This is a genomic window from Enterococcus sp. AAFC-DPL-5182, assembly GCF_058216605.1.
Genome location: NZ_CM177101.1, coordinates 3,368,190 through 3,387,968, shown reverse-complemented (window position 1 = coordinate 3,387,968; position 19,779 = coordinate 3,368,190). Strand labels below are relative to the sequence as shown.

29 protein-coding genes are annotated in these 19,779 nt (G+C 33.6%); 26 read left to right on the top strand and 3 right to left on the bottom strand.

Features of this window, described 5'->3' with window-relative positions; all coding sequences use genetic code 11:
• The first annotated feature begins 246 nt into the window (after positions 1-246).
• Entirely contained in the window at positions 247-969 is a 723-nt protein-coding gene (locus AC4BB7_RS15950) for a winged helix-turn-helix domain-containing protein (RefSeq protein ID WP_490483654.1), read from the top strand.
• Between the two features lie 228 nt (positions 970-1,197).
• Here the strand turns inward: AC4BB7_RS15950 and AC4BB7_RS15945 are convergent, their stop codons facing one another.
• Positions 1,198-1,458 (bottom strand): helix-turn-helix domain-containing protein, encoded by a 261-nt coding sequence (locus tag AC4BB7_RS15945; RefSeq protein ID WP_490483689.1) that lies wholly within the window; start codon positions 1,456-1,458, stop codon positions 1,198-1,200.
• Positions 1,459-2,220: 762 nt separating this feature from the next.
• Here AC4BB7_RS15945 and AC4BB7_RS15940 point away from each other — a divergent pair.
• From AC4BB7_RS15940 to AC4BB7_RS15900, 9 genes are all read left to right on the top strand, one after another.
• Positions 2,221-3,429 carry a TPM domain-containing protein gene (locus AC4BB7_RS15940; protein WP_490483688.1) on the top strand — a complete coding sequence of 403 codons (1,209 nt, stop codon included), beginning with the start codon at positions 2,221-2,223 and terminating at the stop codon, positions 3,427-3,429.
• A gap of 255 nt (positions 3,430-3,684) precedes the next feature.
• Positions 3,685-4,575, top strand: a complete 891-nt coding sequence (locus AC4BB7_RS15935) for a helix-turn-helix domain-containing protein (RefSeq protein ID WP_490483687.1) — start codon at positions 3,685-3,687, stop codon at positions 4,573-4,575.
• Between the two features lie 652 nt (positions 4,576-5,227).
• On the top strand, positions 5,228-5,650 hold the full coding sequence (locus AC4BB7_RS15930) for a hypothetical protein (RefSeq protein ID WP_490483686.1): 423 nt from the start codon (positions 5,228-5,230) through the stop codon (positions 5,648-5,650).
• Between the two features lie 24 nt (positions 5,651-5,674).
• Positions 5,675-5,977 carry a hypothetical protein gene (locus tag AC4BB7_RS15925; RefSeq protein ID WP_490483685.1) on the top strand — a complete coding sequence of 101 codons (303 nt, stop codon included), beginning with the start codon at positions 5,675-5,677 and terminating at the stop codon, positions 5,975-5,977.
• Between the two features lie 9 nt (positions 5,978-5,986).
• A complete protein-coding gene (locus AC4BB7_RS15920) occupies positions 5,987-6,661 on the top strand; it encodes a DUF5081 family protein (protein ID WP_490483684.1) in 675 nt (224 codons plus the stop codon).
• Positions 6,651-6,947 carry a hypothetical protein gene (locus tag AC4BB7_RS15915; RefSeq protein ID WP_490483683.1) on the top strand — a complete coding sequence of 99 codons (297 nt, stop codon included), beginning with the start codon at positions 6,651-6,653 and terminating at the stop codon, positions 6,945-6,947. The genes AC4BB7_RS15920 and AC4BB7_RS15915 overlap by 11 nt, the downstream gene beginning before the upstream one ends.
• Positions 6,948-6,987: 40 nt before the next feature.
• Entirely contained in the window at positions 6,988-8,298 is a 1,311-nt protein-coding gene (locus AC4BB7_RS15910) for a deaminase domain-containing protein (RefSeq protein WP_490483682.1), read from the top strand.
• Positions 8,299-8,313: 15 nt separating this feature from the next.
• Positions 8,314-8,655 carry a hypothetical protein gene (locus tag AC4BB7_RS15905; protein ID WP_490483681.1) on the top strand — a complete coding sequence of 114 codons (342 nt, stop codon included), beginning with the start codon at positions 8,314-8,316 and terminating at the stop codon, positions 8,653-8,655.
• A complete protein-coding gene (locus tag AC4BB7_RS15900) occupies positions 8,656-9,033 on the top strand; it encodes a hypothetical protein (RefSeq protein ID WP_490483680.1) in 378 nt (125 codons plus the stop codon). It abuts the gene before it with no gap.
• 247 nt (positions 9,034-9,280) lie between these two features.
• Here AC4BB7_RS15900 and AC4BB7_RS15895 read toward each other — a convergent pair whose 3' ends face one another.
• Entirely contained in the window at positions 9,281-9,625 is a 345-nt protein-coding gene (locus AC4BB7_RS15895) for a helix-turn-helix domain-containing protein (protein WP_490483679.1), read from the bottom strand.
• A 176-nt stretch (positions 9,626-9,801) separates the two neighbouring features.
• On the opposite strand from AC4BB7_RS15895, the gene AC4BB7_RS15890 reads away from it, so the two are divergent.
• The 10 genes from AC4BB7_RS15890 to AC4BB7_RS15845 all read left to right on the top strand — a co-directional run bounded on the left by AC4BB7_RS15890 (position 9,802) and on the right by AC4BB7_RS15845 (position 14,721).
• Complete coding sequence (locus AC4BB7_RS15890; protein ID WP_490483678.1) at positions 9,802-10,200, top strand: hypothetical protein; 399 nt, start codon at positions 9,802-9,804, stop codon at positions 10,198-10,200.
• Complete coding sequence (locus AC4BB7_RS15885; RefSeq protein ID WP_490483677.1) at positions 10,193-10,447, top strand: Fic family protein; 255 nt, start codon at positions 10,193-10,195, stop codon at positions 10,445-10,447. The genes AC4BB7_RS15890 and AC4BB7_RS15885 overlap by 8 nt, the downstream gene beginning before the upstream one ends.
• Positions 10,448-10,503: 56 nt before the next feature.
• Positions 10,504-10,782 carry a condensation domain-containing protein gene (locus AC4BB7_RS15880; protein WP_490483676.1) on the top strand — a complete coding sequence of 93 codons (279 nt, stop codon included), beginning with the start codon at positions 10,504-10,506 and terminating at the stop codon, positions 10,780-10,782.
• Complete coding sequence (locus AC4BB7_RS15875; RefSeq protein ID WP_490483675.1) at positions 10,761-11,000, top strand: hypothetical protein; 240 nt, start codon at positions 10,761-10,763, stop codon at positions 10,998-11,000. Before AC4BB7_RS15880 ends, AC4BB7_RS15875 begins: the two co-directional genes overlap by 22 nt.
• 14 nt (positions 11,001-11,014) lie before the next feature.
• Complete coding sequence (locus AC4BB7_RS15870) at positions 11,015-11,353, top strand: hypothetical protein (RefSeq protein WP_025871991.1); 339 nt, start codon at positions 11,015-11,017, stop codon at positions 11,351-11,353.
• A 215-nt stretch (positions 11,354-11,568) separates the two neighbouring features.
• Positions 11,569-11,994: a hypothetical protein gene (locus AC4BB7_RS15865; RefSeq protein WP_490483674.1), complete on the top strand. Its 426-nt coding sequence runs from the start codon at positions 11,569-11,571 to the stop codon at positions 11,992-11,994.
• A 238-nt stretch (positions 11,995-12,232) separates the two neighbouring features.
• On the top strand, positions 12,233-13,276 hold the full coding sequence (locus AC4BB7_RS15860; protein WP_490483673.1) for a hypothetical protein: 1,044 nt from the start codon (positions 12,233-12,235) through the stop codon (positions 13,274-13,276).
• Positions 13,277-13,279: 3 nt separating this feature from the next.
• Positions 13,280-13,660: a hypothetical protein gene (locus tag AC4BB7_RS15855; RefSeq protein WP_490483672.1), complete on the top strand. Its 381-nt coding sequence runs from the start codon at positions 13,280-13,282 to the stop codon at positions 13,658-13,660.
• A gap of 203 nt (positions 13,661-13,863) precedes the next feature.
• On the top strand, positions 13,864-14,184 hold the full coding sequence (locus AC4BB7_RS15850) for a DUF960 family protein (RefSeq protein ID WP_490483671.1): 321 nt from the start codon (positions 13,864-13,866) through the stop codon (positions 14,182-14,184).
• A 48-nt stretch (positions 14,185-14,232) separates the two neighbouring features.
• A complete protein-coding gene (locus AC4BB7_RS15845) occupies positions 14,233-14,721 on the top strand; it encodes a JAB domain-containing protein (RefSeq protein ID WP_490483670.1) in 489 nt (162 codons plus the stop codon).
• A gap of 149 nt (positions 14,722-14,870) precedes the next feature.
• Here the strand turns inward: AC4BB7_RS15845 and AC4BB7_RS15840 are convergent, their stop codons facing one another.
• Positions 14,871-15,419, bottom strand: coding sequence for a GNAT family N-acetyltransferase (locus AC4BB7_RS15840; RefSeq protein WP_490483669.1), 549 nt, complete (start codon positions 15,417-15,419; stop codon positions 14,871-14,873).
• 262 nt (positions 15,420-15,681) lie between these two features.
• Between AC4BB7_RS15840 and AC4BB7_RS15835 the strand changes: the two genes are divergently transcribed.
• The 6 genes from AC4BB7_RS15835 to AC4BB7_RS15810 all read left to right on the top strand — a co-directional run bounded on the left by AC4BB7_RS15835 (position 15,682) and on the right by AC4BB7_RS15810 (position 19,635).
• On the top strand, positions 15,682-16,188 hold the full coding sequence (locus AC4BB7_RS15835; protein ID WP_490483668.1) for a hypothetical protein: 507 nt from the start codon (positions 15,682-15,684) through the stop codon (positions 16,186-16,188).
• 3 nt (positions 16,189-16,191) lie between these two features.
• A complete protein-coding gene (locus tag AC4BB7_RS15830) occupies positions 16,192-17,313 on the top strand; it encodes a cysteine desulfurase family protein (protein WP_490483667.1) in 1,122 nt (373 codons plus the stop codon).
• Positions 17,314-17,424: 111 nt separating this feature from the next.
• Complete coding sequence (locus AC4BB7_RS15825) at positions 17,425-18,078, top strand: ArsR/SmtB family transcription factor (RefSeq protein WP_490483666.1); 654 nt, start codon at positions 17,425-17,427, stop codon at positions 18,076-18,078.
• A complete protein-coding gene (locus AC4BB7_RS15820) occupies positions 18,075-18,395 on the top strand; it encodes a DsrE/DsrF/TusD sulfur relay family protein (RefSeq protein ID WP_490483665.1) in 321 nt (106 codons plus the stop codon). Before AC4BB7_RS15825 ends, AC4BB7_RS15820 begins: the two co-directional genes overlap by 4 nt.
• A 20-nt stretch (positions 18,396-18,415) precedes the next feature.
• A complete protein-coding gene (trxB, locus tag AC4BB7_RS15815) occupies positions 18,416-19,333 on the top strand; it encodes a thioredoxin-disulfide reductase (protein ID WP_490483664.1) in 918 nt (305 codons plus the stop codon).
• Positions 19,334-19,389: 56 nt separating this feature from the next.
• Positions 19,390-19,635 (top strand): hypothetical protein, encoded by a 246-nt coding sequence (locus AC4BB7_RS15810; protein ID WP_490483663.1) that lies wholly within the window; start codon positions 19,390-19,392, stop codon positions 19,633-19,635.
• Positions 19,636-19,779: the final 144 nt, after the last annotated feature.

Here is a 19,779-nt window from a genome sequence, read left to right as displayed (position 1 = left end):
TAAAAAGGGAATTGATAGAAAGTATCAAAAAGAGAATAAACAAACGATAAAGGATTGGCTCACGATTATTTAATAGTAAGCAATGAACGATAAAAGGGGAATAAATGAAACAAAGTGACCTACAATGAAAGAGAAGGGTACGTCACTTTGTTTATTTAAAACAGACGATCTACTTAAACAAGTTAAAAAGAGCTAAACATATTAAGAAAAAGAGTATACATAGGAATGAATAGAGAGGGAGAGAAGATGATGTATCATGTGGGAATTGCGAGTAGTATAAGTGAAGAAGAGAATGTCAATTATTGGGGAAAATACAGTCCAAAAGAATGGCATATAGAGACGCTTCAATTAAATGAAGAAATGGATGAGGAAAAAAATTTTGATTTATTTATTATTTTAGATGAAGGAAAAGAAGAAGTAGGGGAAATTTGTGAAAAAATCATTCAAATAAAAGAACAAAATGAACCCTTGATTTGGGTCAGGACAACTGAACAAAATAGTAGGAATCGTCTAGTGTATCTAAGGCTTGGGGCAGATGGTGTGACGAATAAAGAACAAATGCCAGAAGAATGGTTTCTAATGATGAATAATGCGTTAAATCGACACAAAAAAGAAAAGAATACAAAGCGTCCATTGTTAGACCGCTCCTCTATCAGAGAAGAACCAGAATTAATTCTGGCACTCAATCCAATCAATAGCAGTGTACTAGTTGAAGGGAAAACAGAAGTCGATTTAACAAGGCTAGAGTATAAAGCCCTATCGTTATTACTTGAACAGCCAAATGAAACAGTCACGTATGAAGAAATAAATCTGGGCTTATGGGATGGAAAATACAAGGAGATTAACTATCGAGTAAGTAATATCATCTTCCATCTTCGTCAAAAACTGGATCCTGTTTGTAAGGCACCAAGTTACATTAAAACGATACGAGGAATAGGGTATCTATTCTACTGTAAGAGAAGTGGCTAAGGGATAAAATCGCTTGATGGACATTTCTGATAAAAAAACTATATCTTATATCTAAGAGGATCAATCATCTTAAGTGATGGTTGGTCTAATTTGTGTTCAAATAGGATGATTACATTTTAATACTAATAGTGATTGAAACCTTGTCTTTAAACGAATGAACTAATTCTATAAATATTTTTGCTTCTACTTCCTTTCCAACTCTTTGTATTTTTTTAAGACATCAATCTCTTACTTTAAATACTTATTTTCCTGTTTCAATCGTTCTTCAGAACTTAGTTCCTCTCTTCCTTTACCGTAACTGCATTGTTTCCCTACTTCTTGTGAGAATCGATAAGATTCTCCTTTTCTGTACCATTGCCACCACGTTTTCACTTGTGTTTCATTTCGGATATTTAATTCTGTCATGATCTCTCTCGTTGTTTTTCCTTCCAACATCATTTGTATGGCTGCTTCTTTAACTTCTAATGGGTATGAAATTCTTTTGACCATAAAAATACACCTCCGTTTTCTTCATTTTACATGAATTTAACGAGGGTATTTTTATATTTGTCTCAACCTATGGGGGCAGTTCAAATAACTATGTTTCACTCTTTTTTTATGCCGTAAGTAGGAAAAATCACCACATTTGGTAGAATAAAAGTGGATAATTCTGGAAAAGAAACTTCAAGATCAGGATTGTTAAAAATAGCTAAAATGAAATTTACTGATTCACTTATGAGTTTAGCAGAAAAAATTATTTTGAATGGATGAAAAGAAGTGTGCAACCTCGGGATATATGTATTCATTATAATGGGGTAAGGACTGTTCCAAATCCCACATTAGGCGGTAGAGTATATTTTAAACATATTTCAGATACAATATTTAAAACACCTGTGAATAATGAAGAGTGGCCAGATTATCATACGGATTTCTATTATTATAAGGATGTTATAAGGTATAGAGATTTATTTTATAATTATTTCTTTGATGTTATGGAAATAACTAATGAAAAAGAATTCAATTTTTCTAGATAGCATTTTATTTCAACATTTGAAGTAGAGAAATACAAGGAATTCAAAAGGAAAGTCAGGATAGAGAATAAAAGTTGAATCACATGGAAAATACTCTGTAGGGAAATGGGATATGTAAAAAATCTCTGAGATTAAACCGTATTATAAAGTAAAAAAAATCTAATTTTTGAATTTATTTACTATCATTCACTTCCGATAAGCAGAACCGTATCATAAGTAGGGATATTTTAGGGGGAAGTAAATGAAAAAAGTGAAAAAGAAACAACATTCGGTTTCATTAAATTGGTATAAGCGTTATAAAAAACGCTTTAGTATACAATATATTATTGCTTGGATTAGCCTAGTTATAGGGATATTATTTTCTATACTACTATTTTTATTAGTGCTAGTAGCAATATCAGATTATAATGACTCAAAAAAGCAAATAAATGAATTAACAAAAGAATGTTCTGCACTTAGAGAAAAAATTCAGCACTCGGCAACAAATGATCAATTGAAAAAATTTGAACAAACGCAAGCTAGTTTAACAAGTGGATGGTCAAACAATGAAGATAATTACATTGTAGAGGTGGACGGGCAAGAAATAGCTATTGACCGCAATAATATTTTTGTTTCAGATAATGCAAAGGTACTGAAAAATGATACCAAAAAGAAAATTTATCAGATAAATAAAGAATTTTCTCAGTTTAATGATGGCCAACAATTCATGATTGTAACAATTCAATCGCTACCTGAGTATACGACCATAGAGACTTTTGCATCAGAGGTTTTTAATCAATTAGGAATTGGACAAGTTGATAAGAATAATGGGATTTTGTATGTGATGTCAATTGATGATCGCAAAACTAGAATAGAGGTAGGCTATGGGTTAGAAGCTACAGTATCAGATGCACAGGCTGGTTCAATTCTTGATGATGAAGATACGGTATCTGATTTTAAAGATAAAGCTTATGATCAAGGAGTTAATCGTATAATAGATCAGTTGTACGCCCAAATTGGTTCTATTACGCCTGAATATGATTCGAAAATAAAGGATGCCAAAGAGCTATTAAGTAATGCGAAAGCTGCAATTATTGTTTTTGTTATCTGTATTTTTATTTGTTTATTAACTGGCGTTTTATTTATGATACAAGCGAAGAAATTAAAGCAACGAATGAATCAATTATCAGACAAAGAGATCTATTACTTGTATCTGTCAGCTCCTATTTTTATTTTCACTATTCGTGGTCTTAAAAAAATGATCAGTACTGGACTGGTCATGTCGAAACATGCAGGTGCTAAACGTAAAGGGACAAATGTCCTAGTAGGAAATCGTTTATATGATTCTAGTGGCTATATAATCACACGAGATTACACTTCATATAGTTCTTCTTCTAGTAGTGGTGGTTCATCAGGTGATTCATTTGGTGGCGGTTCATCAGGAGGTGGAGGAGCTTCTGGAGGTTGGTGACAGTTAGCGAGTGAACACATTTAAAAAGTGAAACAGCCCATTGTATCGTAAAGACACAATGGGCTGTTTGCAAAATAACTAAACAGTTATTTCATAAAATTGCAGTTTTATTAAATGTTAACCCAAATAAAAACTGAAATAGTAACTGCAGCAGCAACTGTAATCATAGCGATCCCTCCTTTCAAAAACAGAATATTTTAAACAATTTATATATAATAATATGCTATACTCATACAAAAGGGGAGTGGAATTATAATGAATGTAGAAGAAGCACTTTATTTTTTTAGAAAAAATAAAAATTTAAAGCAAAAAGATATTCTTACACATACTGATACTTCCGTCTATTCCAAAATTGAAACAGGAAAAAAGATTCTAAGATTTTCTGAGTTAACAGATATTTTAGAACGTTTCTCTATTCCACTAGACGAATTTTCAGAATATTTAGAAGATAGCATGGAACAAAAAAAGTATCGCAGGCTGTTTAAACAGTGTGGTAATGATCCAACTGATAACTCAAGTAAACGAGAGCTACTTAACTACTACAAACAATTAACCTTTTCTAAGGATATGCATCTTAGAGAAATGGCAAATTTTATCGGGATAAAAACATTGTTCTCCAATTTTTGGAAAGAGATTTCTCCTGTAAGCCAAGAAGAATTAAACCAAATCTATGAACTTCTAATGGAAAAAGAGTATTTTTTTCAGTATGATTACGCTGTATTATCCAATACAATTTTTCTGTTTAACAATAAGCAAATCAAGCACCTAGCTAAAAAAGCGTTGCCTGTTAAAGATATTGAAGTCAGAAATGTGGAGACAACAGAATTTATTAAAAACATGATCAACAATTTAATCACAACGTTACTACGTAAAAAAGAATATGAAGAAAGTCGTTATTACTTAAGATTAGCCGCTACAAAAGAAGGCAATCTTACATTTGATTATAAATTAGTCATTCTATACTTGGACAATTTAACAAACTATTTAATTACTGGAGACGAGCGTTATAAAGAAAATATTTTTGACTATATCCATTTATTAACAAAGCTTGGAGAGCAAAATTTTGCGAAAAGTATTGAGCGAGAAGTTCGCTCGATCCTTTCAGAAAGCAAAGATGTTCCGATCTTTATTCAAGCGGATATGTAATCTACGTGCTACTATAGCAATTATCATTACTTTGGCTAACAATTCGTTTAAGAAATTAGCTATTCTTAAAATAAGATTATAAGTATAATGTCCCTAGCTTATGCACTTTTTGGCGAGGGAATGATAGAAGACTTTTCAAAGGGTTTGTGCGCCTTTTTGTAGTTTTTACTACGCTATTAGCATACCACATTATTTATATTTGTTTCACTCAAATTATAAATAATGTGAGTTTATCTTTGTAATCTGTCTTATTTCTCATGATTCGGTCGATAAGACATCCTTAAAGGCACTTTTTGAGTGTCTTTTTTTGTTATGCTAAAAAAGGTTGGCATAAAAAAGTAAAGCAAACCATTTTCAAATGAAGTAATTAGATATAACAGAGTAGAAAGGAATTGCTGAAGTTGATTAAAGACTTAAAAAAAGTTAAAAGATAAGCGTTTATAGTATCACATCTTTGGTTGAGTAAAAGAGCACCTAACAAGATGTTTTTGTTAAAGGATATATTTTAGGTGTTCTTTTGTATGCCTGACAATTAGAAAGTGCAGAAATATTATCAAAAAATCTTGTTTGAACATTATCCTGTGATTGTTATTAGTCATTAGGTTTGGTAAACTTTTATATAGATACTAACTTTATGTAAAGGAGTAAATACATGTTTTTAACCAGTGAATATCTAGAAAAGAAGCAGAAGTATACCACACTTAAAACAGAATTATCGACTGCTTTAACCGAGCATTCCTCCTATTTAGAGCAACTGGAAACCACAATCACTTCAGCGGAAGGAAAGTTTACTAGTGTCTCTACCACAGATGGAATTCCGAATCAAGACACGTTGAATAAAGTCAGCGAGCTGATAGAAGAACTACAGTCATTAAGTAAAAAAGTAAAAAGTCGAAATGACAATATCTCAGATGGTGTCACTACAGCAGAAACAAAAGCGCAGTACTATGGAGATCTTTATACAGCAGAGAAGAAGCGTGAGGACGACTATCATCAAGAGATAGCGAGACAAACACAAGAGAACATAAGAAGACAACAGGAAGCACTTAAAAATAATGAAATTATCCCAAGATAGTTAGAGTGAGGAGGGCATACACGAATGAGCAATATTGAAATAAAGTCAGGTGGGCTTTCTGAAGTGATCAGCAGTGCATCAGAAGCAGAAAGTGCAATGCGTGCTTCTCTAGATGTAGCAAAAGCTCTTGTTTCCAGCAGCGGTGGCTATGATCAGACATGGACAGGTGAATCGAAAGATAGCTATCTGATGTATTTAGGAATCGTCAAACAATACCATGAAGACTTGGCGAAATGTGTGAAGAGTTATAAAAAAGCGGTCACAGAACTACAAAAGGATATTGATTCGTTTGATTCGTCGAAAATGGGCGAGATACGAGGGATTTAGGAGGAAAGTATGACGATTTTTTCTGAAGAAGAGCTAGTAGTATTAGCCGATATGGTGGAACAAGTCGAACTATTTGGTGTGCCACAACTAACAGCCTATCGCTTAAACCACACGACAGTTGTGCCGAAAGGCATTGAACGTTTGGAAAAGAAAGAGCTGTTAGCAGAAGGAAAGCTAACCCAAAAAGGCTATTTGGTTGCTTCACTAATTGAGCGCTATGGGCAATCGGAAACCTATATCTGTTTAGATAAAACGTACTATGTCGCTACAGGTGAGCAAGCGATCGTTTTAAAAAGAGAAGAAGAAGGGTATCGATTGACCATTCAAGAACCAGAAACCCTTTTAGGACAATGGCTTGTAGAGTATTCTATTTTGCGTAGAGAAGGCACAGAAGAGGAAAAGGATTTTCGTTCAAGGCGAGCGCGACTAACCTTAGAAGAGTTGCAGAAACAGGGAATTGATGCTGGAGTCGTTCTAGGTAGCATTCAGAAGCAGGAGAAGAACTTGGCTAAAGCTGAATACGCTTTGTTATTGTCTCAAGGGACGTTGTATCGATTGGACAGTGAGCAATTAAAAAGAGTCAGTCAGTTTTGGGTCAATAAATGGGTAGTCGACCAATTAAAAATTCCTTATGAAGTACCAAAAAATAAAACAGAAGGGCTGGCGAATTGGTTTGGCAGATAAAATCACAGTAGATCCTGGTGAGTTATCAGGTATTACAAGTAAGATTCAAAGTGTTGTTAGTGAATTAGAATCATCCTATAGTTCTTTGCAAACAATTACAGGAAGTGAGTATTATGTGGAAGGAATGGCGCAAGGACAAGTCGCCCTGTTCAATGTTGTAACGGCTCGCATGGAAGAATTGATTTCACACTACTCTCGATTAGGAGAGTATGTGACCTATGCAGGAGAAACCTTTGTGGATTTGGATCAATCTGTCAGTAACGACATAAAGTCAAAAGAGAAATAATAACAAGCAGATGTATTAGATTTAGGAAATGAGGATAGGTATGAAAGATGTAAAATATAAAGAGGGTGAATGGCAATCTCTGTCTGAAGGAATCGTACTGTTAACAAGCTCAGGCCTATTCCAATGGATCACAGAAGCAGATCGTATCAGTGATGATGCAAAAAGCTCTTGTGACACATACGATGTGGATCACGCTATAGACATAGATACAGCAAGTAATACAAATTATGAAGAAACAGAACATCGGTTGACCTTGTTACAACAAGCCATTCAGCATGTACCAGATACCCTTTCTGGTAGTGTAGATCAGCCATTTTACAATGCTATGGATTCCTTGATGGAAAAGTTAAGTAACATGAATATCATGGGGTATGAGACAATGGCAAGAGGATCATTTTCTAACGGCGTAAATAGTGCGGGTGTCGCTATGCCTAAAATGAAAGTGACGTTAGAAGATCTTTTAGGAAATAGTTCTCCCCTGACTGACTATCTTCGTGTAGAATATAATCAGATGAAGCAACAAATCGGGGATGTAAGTTTTGAAGACTATAAGAAGATGGCTTTTGCGGATAGCTCCTTTGATTATTATTCTAGAAATGAAAAAGTAAAAGGGTTGGCCGTGACCTTAGTGATAAATGGTGCAGTTCTAGTGATCGGAGGAATGTTGCCATGGCCACTGATGATAGCGTTGGGACTGACTTCTGGTGGAAAGAATATCAGTGAGGCTTGGCGAGGGAAAGATCTATTTACAGGCAAAGAACTGTCTACAGGAGATCGTATTCTGCGAGGATTATCAGGAGTTGCGGATGTAGCATTAGCGGGATATGGAACGTATAAAGGGCTTAGACCAAGAAAAGGAACAACGAAGGTTGTTGTTCCAGAGAAAGCCAGTGGACTTACCAAAGCACAAAAAGTTGAGAATTTCCAAAATAGAATTAATGATATTAGAAATAAAATGCCTAATAATCCGTTGAAAAAAAGAGGTAATATGGCAGCTGCTGATGTAAATATAAAAGGATTACCAGAAGAGTTTGTAGCTCATAGTAAAATTAATTCCCAACTTGATAAAGGTGCTGATGTTGGAAATTTTTCTACATTAAAACCTGAAGGAGAAAGAATTTTTAAGAATTATGAACCTTCTGCATCAAGTATAGATGGAACTAAATTTGATAGGTTTCATGATACAGAAGCTAAAATTCTAGAGGATATTGCTTCTAAAATTAAAGATCCAAATACTTCTGGTTCAATTGATTTATTTACAGAGCTACCAGCTTGTCAAAGTTGTTCTAATATAATTTTAGAATTCCGTAAGAAATTCCCTAACATTAAATTAAACATATTTACTAAATAGAAGGAGCGAAAATTTATGGAATTGAAGTATGAAGAAATAAAAGAAGATTCTGCTGATATTTATGAAAGTTTGCATATAAATGCTAAATATTCTCTAAAAGATACTTTCTATGCATTTCTAAATGATTATGAATTAAATGAAAATTATGATATAACGGAAGAAACTTCACTATATGTAGCGTTTTGTACATTATTGATTGATAAAGAACAAAATTTTGATTTTTTAAGAAATAAGTTAGCTAATCTAATGTCTAATAAAAATTTAGAGAAAGTTACTAATGATTTGAAATCAGATGAGCTTGTTCAATTTTATAGTGATGTTGATATCATAAAAAAAGAAATTAACATTGAGAACTAAATGAAAAGTTTAAGTTATTCAGAAGCAACAGAGTTAACTTTAGAGGATTATGAAGATTTTATTGAAGATGAAGGGTTTAGTCCGAGTCAAGCAATAGCCGCAACTTTTGAAGACTCTGTGTTAATGATGAAAAAAAGTCATAAAGTTTATGTATCGGTTATGATAAATCTTTCAATTTTAAGTTTAAAAGAAGATTTCATACCAGATTATCTATTAGAGAGACAAGAAAATTTATCTAAACTCGAAGGCTTAAATGAAGAGGAACAATCAGCCTATAATTGTGATATTAATGCTTTGAATCGATTATTAAGTAATCAAAATTTTGAGATTGATAAAGATGAAGAATACAGATTAAGAGTAAACATGCTGCTAGGGTAATACTCTAAATGAAAAGATTGGATTTTTAATCTGCTATTTTGCTAGATTCTGAGGGTGAAATAGAAAAGGCTTGAAAAAACAAATTCAAATATTAATGCAAACAGTGGGCATGTTATGCTGAAAAGGCTCGAGGGACAAGTCAAGGTACTAGCTATTTCGTGAGTTCCTCGGGCACTATCAAAAGTACATGACCAATAAAGAAAGTCAGTAGAGACGTTAGGAGAGCCTAGCGGTATATTGACTTTCTTTATAGTGTTTTACGGATTATAAGAGTCATTTTTCTCTTTTTCTGGGCTTCTTTTAGAAATTGTTTTATGACAAGTACTTTCATGGCTTTCATTTCGTCATCTGTCATATTAAATTTCTCTTTTCCAGCTTTAAGAATAGTGTCCATATTTTGCATTAATAAGGCTGATAATTCCTTTGCTTCCTCTTTAGTTAAATTCCGTATATCCTCGTTAGAAGTATCCAAAAGGTTAATATCAGAATTTCCTAGCAAGTAATCTACTGTAGTGTTCAGTTCTGTCGCAAGTTCTACAACTTTATCTAGTTCAGGCTCTCTCTTTCCGTTTTCCAAATTAGTATAAGTCACTCTATGTACTCCCACTAAGTCAGCAAGCGCCTGTTGTGTCATTTTTTTCATTTCGTCGTAGTTTAAGACGTTCTGGAAATTTTGACATGGTCATCACCTTTCAAAAAAAGTATCAATATTAGATGATTCACAGAAATGGGACTTGATAAATAAAATAGGAACAGGAGATTTAAAAGATGTGTCAGAAATTGCAAATATTCTTAAAGGAAAATAAAGCTAATTTTTTAATAAAGTATGATTCTGTTAGAGAAAATAATAAGTATACAGTTATGTTATTTGACACTGAAAAAAAAGAAAGAATTGCTGGTGGAGATACCAACTCTATAAATGAAGCAGAGAAAAACATATTAAATGACACCAGAAGCGATGTGGATTTTGATGAGATTAATAAGTTATTCTATAAAATCCAAAATTCGCAAAAAAAAGATGTTGATTATGTATTAATGCTATCTATGAATTACTCTGAAGAATATTTAGATTATATTATATATGTGGATGAGTCAGGGAATATTAGTCATAATAAGTTTGATTCTTATAAAGAGTTAGAAGATTTTGTAAGAAAAGGTTATGGATGAGCAACTGATAATTGATATTAATAATTACCTGCAGAAATTAACAGAAGATGTTGTTAGATCTATGTATGGTGTAAGAGATAAAAGTTCAATACATTTGATTTCTAAATCATTGGATCAAGAAGTTTTTGGGGTAGCACTATATCCTACGATTTTTGATAAAGAAGCTTATTTATGGTATGTCATCTCTAATTATCATTGTTTTTATAATGGAAATAAACGTACTGCTTTAGTAACAGCTTATCTCTAATTGAAAATAAATGGTTACTATCTAGAGATGGATAGTTTTTTTGATATTTCCTTATAATGTCAGAAAAAACAAAAGCTGAAGACATGATAGTTGGAATTCCTGTGTCTGGTAGACATTATCCTGGTGTCGAAAAGGTGATGGGATTATTCAGAAATTCATTACCAATAAGAGCTAAAATTAAACAGTCAGACAGTTTGTTAGAAGTTATTAAAGGAGTTTACACAAATTGTTTAGAAGCAATGGACCATCAAGATTTTCAAACATATGAGATAGAAGCAGCTATGGAAAACAAAGCTATGCTGTCGGACAATTCGTGGCGAATTTATCTTCATTAGTTCAAGGCGGAGCAGAAATTGTTGTTGGTGGTTTGTGGGCATTTGGAGGTTCAGCAGCTTCCACGTTCTTTTCAGGTGGTGTAGGTACAGTTGCAGTTCCTGCAATTAATGCAAGCGCTCTTGTAGTAGCGGGCCATGGTGCAGAAAGAGTAAATGAAAGAGGAGGAATTGTCTCTTTACATTCTCCAGCACCAAAAGGGAAATATATACCAAAGTAGGAGTGAAAAAATCAATGATAGAACTATTTAAAAAAATTTCAGAAGAAATAAATCATGAATATGAACCAGGAATTGGATCAGAGATTAGATCATTTATGGAGTATCAAGAAGAGAGTATAAAAAAATTTAAACTTTCTTTTGATGAAATAAATAAATCGTTTATTCTTAAAATTTATACTAATGAGCTGAAATTAGATGATATACAACAACTTTTTATGAAATTAGTCTTTTTTTTAGAATATCCTTATGTAACAGTCTATACTACGAATAGAACTGAAGAATCAATACACTATCAACTTATTTCATATGCAAAAAATAATATAGGTTTTATATTAGATGTAGAACTGTTCTAAAATGTTGAATAGAATAAAAAAGAGCTAATCAATAAATTGATTTGTTCTTTTTTTACATGTCAAAAAATGTTTTTTAGGAAGAAAAGTTGGATCATAATTTGTTATTGGTGAATTATGAACGTCTAATGGTTTAACAGCTGAAGGGTGGGCTACTCCAAATGGTTCTATTATTTCATTGGGAAAAACATGATTATTTTAAAAGGAGATAGGGTTTTATGGCATTAGTACATGAATTTACAATTTTTAAAAATGAAGAAAATATTGATTACAATAATGAGACAAAAAAGCACATGATAAAAATAGAGGATTATCTTATTCTTTATTTATCCGATTCTCTAAAGTGGGTTCCGTCACATTGGGAAAATATGTCAAATCAAAAAGAAGGATTAAACTATTATGGGACTACTATATTTGATGGAGTAGGAATTAAAAAATTTTTGAATATCATAAAATCATGGAAAAATCTATTTGAAAATGCGCCCGATAGTATTGAACTTTCAACCGAAGTATCTGTAGAAGATGGTATTTATTTAAAGGAAAATATTGAAACAAAAAAAATATTGAAACAATTGGATACGCTTATTTCACTATCTGAAAATGCTTTGAACGAGAATGGATTATTAGTTCATTTTGGAATTTAATATTTCTATCAAAAATGATTATCTATTGAGATTAGAGTTTAAAGATTACAAAGTAAAAAAGAAGTAAATAACTATATATTATATCTATGAAGATCAATTATCTTAATCAATAGGTGGAGAAGATATAGATGAGGACAAAATTCAAGCAGAGATTGATCAATATCAAGAGTTATTACACACGATTGACGACTTGATTCACGATGCGAAAAGGCCGCGACCAGACTTAGAAAGACGTTCTATGAACGCTTATGAGGCCATGCAAAAGAGAAAAGAAAAACTGGAGAAATTACGGACATACAGCGCTCAGTCAGCAAGCTTTTTTAGTGAATATAATTCTTCTCAACAAGAATTGAACACAGCGATTAATCAAGTAAAGGATTGTAAAGCGTGGAATGCCTCTACAGGGACTTTTGATCTCAAAAAACTAGATATGAACTGGGCAAAAGCTATTTCTAGTCGATGGGATGAAAGAGCAAAAAAAATGGAACAAGAGCATGCGGCTAAATTTAAAGAAGCTATGGAAGGGAGAAGGTATGTCCGTGTTCAGATAGCACCAGGTGTCTATGAATGGATGTGGGTAAAAGATCCGTTAAGAGTATCACAAGCAGATTTTGAATTTAATGAGTCATACAAAGACTATCTTGCAATTTTGATGAATCCGAAAGAAAATGGTATACTGGATGACTATTTTGCTACAATGGCAGAAGAATTACGTACAGGAATTAATGCAAAAACAGGGAAACCGTTAACAGATTTAGAAAAGGCCCAACGGTGGTCAACCGTATTGAGTGCCATATCTGTAGTTGCTATTGGTGCTTATTATGAGGGGAAAGGGTTAACGTCCAACAACAAAAATACACCTAAGAAAACCAGTGGGACTAACCCTACTAAAACAGATTTTGGCGCAGAGAATCCTGTCTCTGGAAAAGACTGGAATGATTACTTTAAAGATAAATATGGTGCTGGAAATGTTAATTGGAAACCTAACTCGTTAGAAGATATTATTTCTAATCCTGAAAGATTATACGGAAGTACTAAAAATGAAATCAAATCTATCCTAGGAGAGGGATGGACTGAAGCGTCATATGGTTCAGCAGGTACTGGTTGGAAGTTTACTAATGATGGTGATGGGATGGTATTCTATCACCCTGGCGACGGAATACATGGAGGTTCATATTATGGATTTTCAACGGGAGACACCGGTAAAGTTAAAATTGTTGGAGAAGATTATATAGATTTTTCAAATGATAAAGCAACTATTATAAAGTTTGGAGGTGAGTAGTAGTTGAAAAAACTATCTTTAGGTGGAAAGTTTGATTGGTTTATAGATACTTTGAATAAAAGTGGCCTGTTTATTTTAAATTTATCTGATAAAGAAATAGAAACATTTATTTTTGAAGATTTAATTGTGGGTGTTACTTCTTTTTTTAGTAAAAATAATTTAATTGAGCTGAAAGAGAATGGATTAATTGATGAAGAGATTGAAGAAAAGGCTTATCTTCTCAGAAAAAAAATATTAAATATTGATAATACAAATTTGTGGAATATTGATAGTGTAAGACAAAGTTCTGAGTGGCTAGACATATTTGAATTATCTGATGAGTTGAAGAAAAAGCTTCATGAAAGATGGTCAGATGAAGAAATAGAATACTTGAAAACAATATAAAATGAAACTTCCCTATGCCAATCGTATAGGAAAAGATAACTTGTAGATGAGTGTTACACCTTAGAAGAGTGAAACGAATTTATAATAGTATCATGAAGGTAAACTGATGTATCTAACTCAAAAACAACTATATATTATATCTATGAAGATCAATCATCTTAAATGGTGGTTGGTCTATTTTTGTGTTTTAAGGAGGGAATAAAATGTTTGATAACAAAGAAAATCGTTACATCACAAAGGGAGTGAACGAACAAGTACCAAAAGAAATCCAATTATATTGCTGGAAATTAATCGACAAAAAAAGAAGTGAAGCAGAAACAGAATTAGACTACTTACAAATATTTGAATTCAATCCAGATAACCAACGCCAAGCAATTGAAGTGATTCATCGACAAGAAGAACCTTTTTTCATTGATTATCATATCTACACCATAAAGGAAAAGATAGCTGCTTTCCAAATTAAAAAAATATGGGCGATCGATGATGGTAGTCATCAAACGATATTATTACCAGAAGACTATTAGTTGGCATTTTTCTAAGAACCAACCACAACAATCAAAAAGGAGAAAGACATGAAAACAAACCAACCGAGAAAGCGTGTAGCTATCGTCAGTCTTGAACTAGTGAAAGAAGCCTCCACTTTTTACGCCGCTAGAACCTGTACTAGCCCTCAAGCTGTCTATGAGTTATTCGCTCCGTTTATTGAAACAAAAGATCGAGAACATTTGGTGGTCGCTGGTTTAAACGTAAAAAATGAACCAACGGCTATTCAAGTTGTTCATATAGGAACCATCAATCAGTCATTAGCTTTTCCAAGAGATATCTTAAAGATGGCGCTGTTGTCAAATAGTGTGTCTATTTGTGTCGGGCATAATCATCCTTCAGGTAGCGTGACCGCTTCATTAGCGGATATTGAATTTACTGCGAAGTTAGAAAAAGCCTGTCGACTACTTCAAATCAATTTACAAGATCATCTGATAATTGGTAGTGATGGAAACTATTTATCTATGAAAGCAGAAGGCTATATAACCGATAGTAAGAACTGTTATGGAGGTGCGTAACGATAATAAAGATATTGATCATTACATGAATTTATTCCATAAAAGATATTATTTATTTGATTATCGTAGCATTCGTATTCATTGTCACCAAGCAAATAGTTACCAGTTTTATTAAGAAGCTGAATGGTTGCCATTTAAATTAAGTATTTTCAATCTTTTTCATTAATTAGTGAATAGATAATATGGTCTTCCCAGGAGCCGTTGACACAAAACATTTGCCTTGCGATTCCTTCCTTTTCAAAGCCTAGTTTCTCAATCAAAGCAATAGAAGCCTGATTTGTAGGCATAATTGGTACCTCTATCCGATGAAGCTTTAACCCTAAAAATGCGATATCAAGAGCTTTTCTTAAAGCTTCGCTCATATATCCTTGTCCATTAAATTCAACGTCCAGATTATAGCCTAAGATACAAAATTGGGCAATTCCTCTAGCTATTTGATTAAATGTTAAACTGCCAATAATTTGACTGTCATTATCTTTTGGAGATAGCCATAGCTTAAATATTCGTCCTTCTCGAATAGCTAGAGCTTCATTTTTTAGTGCTAGTTTTTGGGTTTCTATTTGATAAAAGGACGCTTCTCTTTCAGCTTCCCATTCCTTAAAAAATAATTGATTTCTTGAATAAAAATCCAAAACCTTCTCTGCAAGTTCTTCAGTACTTGGTTTTAACACAAGTCTTTCTGTAAAATAGTTATTCATTTAATATTCATTCCGATCTTGAGTATTTAGTTGAATTGTAACATAGTTTTTTTTGATAGAAAAGAATCCTTCTAATATGCAGACGAGAGATAAATACTAGAAGGAAAGAAATTAATTAATGCATAAATTTAAATAAACTATTCAACTATTTGGTTTAGTAGTTTATAATATACGTTAGGCTTTGAAAAAAGAAAATTTTCTAGAGTAATAAAAATGGGAGGGATGGAATGAAAGAGGAGAAAAAGATAGGACAAATTCAACAATGGACTTGAAACATTCAGCTGATTATTCTACAGAAAGTATGGAAGAATTATTGATATTTGATAATTCACTTAATCAAACTCTTAATGAGGAGATAGTCAGAGAAGTTCATTTTTTGAAACAATTGGCAGAAAGAACACCAATTCCTTTAGTAGGGTTATTATTAGGAGTTTCCTCAACAGGGAATCTCTTTCCAGCTTATCGTTGGATATTTGGGATAATAGCTGCATTCCTATTTTTGTTAACGTTGAACAAGCTTCTGTTCGATCAAAAGGGCATCAACGTTGAATTTACCAAGAAAGCGTCTATCGGAATCATGTGTACTTTTCCAACAGTTATTACTGGCATTGCAATGAATGCTGTTTATCTGTACATGATAGAGAATGAGTTTGATGGCGAAATACTTTATTCTTTCTCAGTGATTGCAAAATGGCTGGCGTTATTTTTCGTTCTACTTGTCTTGTTTCATTATTTGCTCTATCTTTTTACTAAAAGCAAAGGAGTATAAGTGATGATTTATCTTGATTACAATGCAACTACTCCAAGTGATCCAACCGTTTATGAAGCGATGAAGTCCTATTTTGAAGAGCAGTTTGGTAATCCTTCCAATACTTATGCTTTAGGACAGATGGCAAAAAATGCTGTGGAAAAAGCCAGACATCAGGTTGCAAGCTTGATCGGTGCAAAAACGAATGAAGTTTTTTTTACCAGCTATGGTAGTGAATCCAATAATACAGTTGTGAAGGGTGTTGCTTTTAGCAATAGAGATAGGGGCCGACATATCGTGACTTCAGCGATTGAGCATCCAGCAATTTTGAAACCTTTAGCTTTTTTAGAAACCTTGGGCTTTGAAGTCACTTACTTACCAGTGGATTTAAAAGGAAAGGTTTCTGTTGAAGATTTTGAAAAAGCCATTCGGCAAGATACGATTTTAGTTACCATTATGCATTCAAATAATGAAACCGGCACGCTGCAGTCAATTACTGAAATTGGAAAAATCTGTAAAAAATACAAAGTTCTTTTTCACACAGATGCTTCACAATCAATGGGGAAAATTCCTGTAAATGTTAATGAACTAAATGTTGATTTTCTAATGATTGCTGGTCATAAGTTATATGCTCCGAAAGGTATCGGTGCTTTATATATTCGTGAAGGCCTTCAAATTGAACCCCTGCTTCATGGTGCCAGTCAAGAGTGTAGTGTGCGTGCAGGAACAGAGAATGTTCCTTACATCGTTGGTTTGGGAACAGCAGCTGAATTGGCTCAGGAAGCTTTGAAAACCAATCACTTTATCGAATTAAAAAAATATTTTTATCAACAGCTTCAAGCAGAATTTGGGGATAAAATTTGTCTTAATGGTGAATTTGAAAATAGTTTACCTAACACCTTGAATATCAGTTTTATTAATCAAAGTGGAAATGATATTTTGGCAGCAATTCCTGAAATCAGTACCTCTACAGGTTCAGCTTGTCATTCTGGAGAAAAGACAATCTCCCCTGTGCTGGCTGCTATGGGAATAGAGCAACCAATTGCTTATGGAGCGATTCGTTTTAGTGTTGGTCGTTTTACAACAAAGGAGGAGCTTGATCAAACGGTTCAATTACTTGCAAATACATTATCAGCTTTAAAATAAATAGTCATTTTTTAGACCTTTGTTATCGTTCACTTGACAGTTGATTGACAAGGGATTTCTTATCAGTTACTATTCAACTAGATAGTCGAATAGAAATGGAGGAATTAAGAAATGCAAGAGTTAAATAGCTCTTTTTTTGAAGAATATGCCAAAATTGGTAAAGCTTTATCTAACAAAAATCGTTTAGAAATTTTAGATTTATTGCTGCAGTCTAAAAAAACAGTAGAAACATTGGCTAAAAATACTGGCTTATCAGTTGCCAATGTTTCTAAACATTTACAAGTTTTATTAAAGGCTCGAGTGGTGATTAATGAAAAATATAAAAACTATATCTTTTATCAGATTGCCAATCCAGTGATTGAGGACCTTATTACCCATTATTTCGAGGTTGCCTATAAACAAATAGAAGCAGAGCATTCGTTGATGGATACTTTCCTTCATTCAGATATGGAAACTGTAGCAATTACCTTAGAAGAAATGGAAGAAAAAATGGCAAACAAAGAAATCTTTTTGATTGATGTTCGACCAGATGAAGAGTACGGCAATGCCCATATTCCTGGTGCAATCTCTATACCAATTGAGGAGCTGGAGGCACATATTACCAGCTTGCCAAAAAATATGACGATTGTCGCTTATTGTCGTGGACCTCATTGCTTACTTTCAAGTGAGGCGATTGAGATTTTAGAAAAACATGGTCATGCTGCTGTGCGTTTGACACAAAGCGTAACAGATTGGAAAAAATATAAAGAGGAGGATGTACGATGAAATTAGGAATTATTATTGAAACAAAAGAACATGAGAAAGCTTGGAATGCCTTTCGTTTTGGTGTTGCTGCGTTAAGAAAGAAACATGCAGTGAAAATCTTTTTGATGGGTGAAGCTGTTGAATGTGAAGAAATTGAAGATAAACAGTATAGTGTACCAGAAGAAATGAAAAAATTTGAAGAATTCGGCGGGGAATTACTTGCTTGCGGTACTTGCCTAAAATCAAGACAAGTGGAAGATCATACTGCCTGTCCTATTTCAACAATGTTTGACTGTGTCGAAATGGTGGAGTGGGCCGATAAAATGGTAACCTTTTAATTAGTGGAGTGGATGGAATAATGTATGATGTTGCGATTATTGGTGCAGGTCCAGCGGGGTTAACCGCTGCTTTATATGCGGCAAGAGCAAATCTATCTGTTGTGTTATTGGAACATGGATTGCCGGGAGGACAAATGAACAATACGGGAGAAATTGAAAACTATCCTGGTTTTGAATCGATTTTAGGTCCAGAACTTTCAGAAGAAATGCTTAAAGGTGTGAATAAATTTGATGTAAAAATTGCTACAGACAGTATTCAATCTGTTAAGCAGTTGGAAAATAGTAAAGAACTTGTTGGTATGTTAGGTAATTATCAAGCCAAGGTGATTATTGTTGCCTCCGGTTGTGAGCATCGAAAACTGGAAGTGCTTGGAGAAGATACCTATTCAGGTAGAGGTGTGTCTTATTGTGCTGTTTGTGATGGTGCTTTCTTTAAAGAAAAAGAATTGATTGTTGTTGGTGGCGGTGATTCTGCGGTAGAAGAAGCAATTTATTTAACACAGTTTGCTTCTAAAGTAACGATTGTTCATCGTAGAGATGAGCTACGGGCACAGAAAATTATTCAAGAACGGGCTTTTGCAAATGAAAAAATTCATTTTGAATGGAATACAGTTGTTGAGGAAATTTTTGGTGATGAAAAGGCTGTGACGGGAGCAAAACTAAAAGACACAAAAACGGCTGAACTTCGTGAAATTTCTGCAGATGGTGTGTTTGTTTATGTGGGAGTGACACCAAACGCCGTAGCATTCAAAGACTTAAAAATTACAGATGCTTCTGATTGGATTGAAACGAACGAAAAGATGGAAACCTCTGTTAAAGGAATTTATGCTGTCGGTGATGTTCGAGCAAAAGTTCTACGTCAAATTACCACGGCTGTTGGAGATGGCGGGATTGCCGGTCAGGAAGCGTATAAATTTATTGAAGAAAATTATTCTTAAAGTAAGAGTAGGTTATTCCAATTCAAAAATACTTAAAAAAAGAAGAACAGCAAAAGATGTACAATCGAACGATGAAAATCATCATTCTTTCTCAAACATTGGGTGGGTTAGGCTTAGCTGCTGGAGTCACTGTGGGTGCTTTGATTGCTCAAGATTTATTAGGTCCAGATAGTCTTGCAGGTTTACCTTCTGCCATTTTTACTCTAGGTTCATCTTTAACAGCCTATGTCGTTGGACGCTTAACTCAGCTTTATGGAAGAAGCAGTGGTTTAGCTATCGGGTTTATTCTAGGTGGTATTTGAGCTTTAGGTGTAATTTTTGCTACAGCTATTGAGAATGTGTTTTTACTTTTTCTATTTCTCTTTGTTTATGGCTTTGGTTCATTTACTAATCTACAGGCCAGATACGCTGGAACGGATCTGGCTTCACCTGAAAAAAGTTCTGTA

Excerpts from the sequence above, each read along its gene's own strand:
- AC4BB7_RS15950 (WP_490483654.1), top strand. The coding sequence starts at position 247 with ATGATGTATCATGTGGGAATTGCGAGTAGTATAAGTGAAGAAGAGAAT.
- AC4BB7_RS15945 (WP_490483689.1), bottom strand. The coding sequence starts at position 1,458 with ATGGTCAAAAGAATTTCATACCCATTAGAAGTTAAAGAAGCAGCCATA.
- AC4BB7_RS15940 (WP_490483688.1), top strand. The coding sequence starts at position 2,221 with ATGAAAAAAGTGAAAAAGAAACAACATTCGGTTTCATTAAATTGGTAT.
- AC4BB7_RS15935 (WP_490483687.1), top strand. The coding sequence starts at position 3,685 with ATGAATGTAGAAGAAGCACTTTATTTTTTTAGAAAAAATAAAAATTTA.
- AC4BB7_RS15930 (WP_490483686.1), top strand. The coding sequence starts at position 5,228 with ATGTTTTTAACCAGTGAATATCTAGAAAAGAAGCAGAAGTATACCACA.
- AC4BB7_RS15925 (WP_490483685.1), top strand. The coding sequence starts at position 5,675 with ATGAGCAATATTGAAATAAAGTCAGGTGGGCTTTCTGAAGTGATCAGC.
- AC4BB7_RS15920 (WP_490483684.1), top strand. The coding sequence starts at position 5,987 with ATGACGATTTTTTCTGAAGAAGAGCTAGTAGTATTAGCCGATATGGTG.
- AC4BB7_RS15910 (WP_490483682.1), top strand. The coding sequence starts at position 6,988 with ATGAAAGATGTAAAATATAAAGAGGGTGAATGGCAATCTCTGTCTGAA.
- AC4BB7_RS15905 (WP_490483681.1), top strand. The coding sequence starts at position 8,314 with ATGGAATTGAAGTATGAAGAAATAAAAGAAGATTCTGCTGATATTTAT.
- AC4BB7_RS15900 (WP_490483680.1), top strand. The coding sequence starts at position 8,656 with ATGAAAAGTTTAAGTTATTCAGAAGCAACAGAGTTAACTTTAGAGGAT.
- AC4BB7_RS15890 (WP_490483678.1), top strand. The coding sequence starts at position 9,802 with ATGTGTCAGAAATTGCAAATATTCTTAAAGGAAAATAAAGCTAATTTT.
- AC4BB7_RS15885 (WP_490483677.1), top strand. The coding sequence starts at position 10,193 with ATGGATGAGCAACTGATAATTGATATTAATAATTACCTGCAGAAATTA.
- AC4BB7_RS15880 (WP_490483676.1), top strand. The coding sequence starts at position 10,504 with ATGTCAGAAAAAACAAAAGCTGAAGACATGATAGTTGGAATTCCTGTG.
- AC4BB7_RS15870 (WP_025871991.1), top strand. The coding sequence starts at position 11,015 with ATGATAGAACTATTTAAAAAAATTTCAGAAGAAATAAATCATGAATAT.
- AC4BB7_RS15865 (WP_490483674.1), top strand. The coding sequence starts at position 11,569 with ATGGCATTAGTACATGAATTTACAATTTTTAAAAATGAAGAAAATATT.
- AC4BB7_RS15860 (WP_490483673.1), top strand. The coding sequence starts at position 12,233 with ATGAACGCTTATGAGGCCATGCAAAAGAGAAAAGAAAAACTGGAGAAA.
- AC4BB7_RS15850 (WP_490483671.1), top strand. The coding sequence starts at position 13,864 with ATGTTTGATAACAAAGAAAATCGTTACATCACAAAGGGAGTGAACGAA.
- AC4BB7_RS15845 (WP_490483670.1), top strand. The coding sequence starts at position 14,233 with ATGAAAACAAACCAACCGAGAAAGCGTGTAGCTATCGTCAGTCTTGAA.
- AC4BB7_RS15840 (WP_490483669.1), bottom strand. The coding sequence starts at position 15,419 with ATGAATAACTATTTTACAGAAAGACTTGTGTTAAAACCAAGTACTGAA.
- AC4BB7_RS15835 (WP_490483668.1), top strand. The coding sequence starts at position 15,682 with ATGGACTTGAAACATTCAGCTGATTATTCTACAGAAAGTATGGAAGAA.
- AC4BB7_RS15830 (WP_490483667.1), top strand. The coding sequence starts at position 16,192 with ATGATTTATCTTGATTACAATGCAACTACTCCAAGTGATCCAACCGTT.
- AC4BB7_RS15825 (WP_490483666.1), top strand. The coding sequence starts at position 17,425 with ATGCAAGAGTTAAATAGCTCTTTTTTTGAAGAATATGCCAAAATTGGT.
- AC4BB7_RS15820 (WP_490483665.1), top strand. The coding sequence starts at position 18,075 with ATGAAATTAGGAATTATTATTGAAACAAAAGAACATGAGAAAGCTTGG.
- trxB (WP_490483664.1), top strand. The coding sequence starts at position 18,416 with ATGTATGATGTTGCGATTATTGGTGCAGGTCCAGCGGGGTTAACCGCT.
- AC4BB7_RS15810 (WP_490483663.1), top strand. The coding sequence starts at position 19,390 with ATGTACAATCGAACGATGAAAATCATCATTCTTTCTCAAACATTGGGT.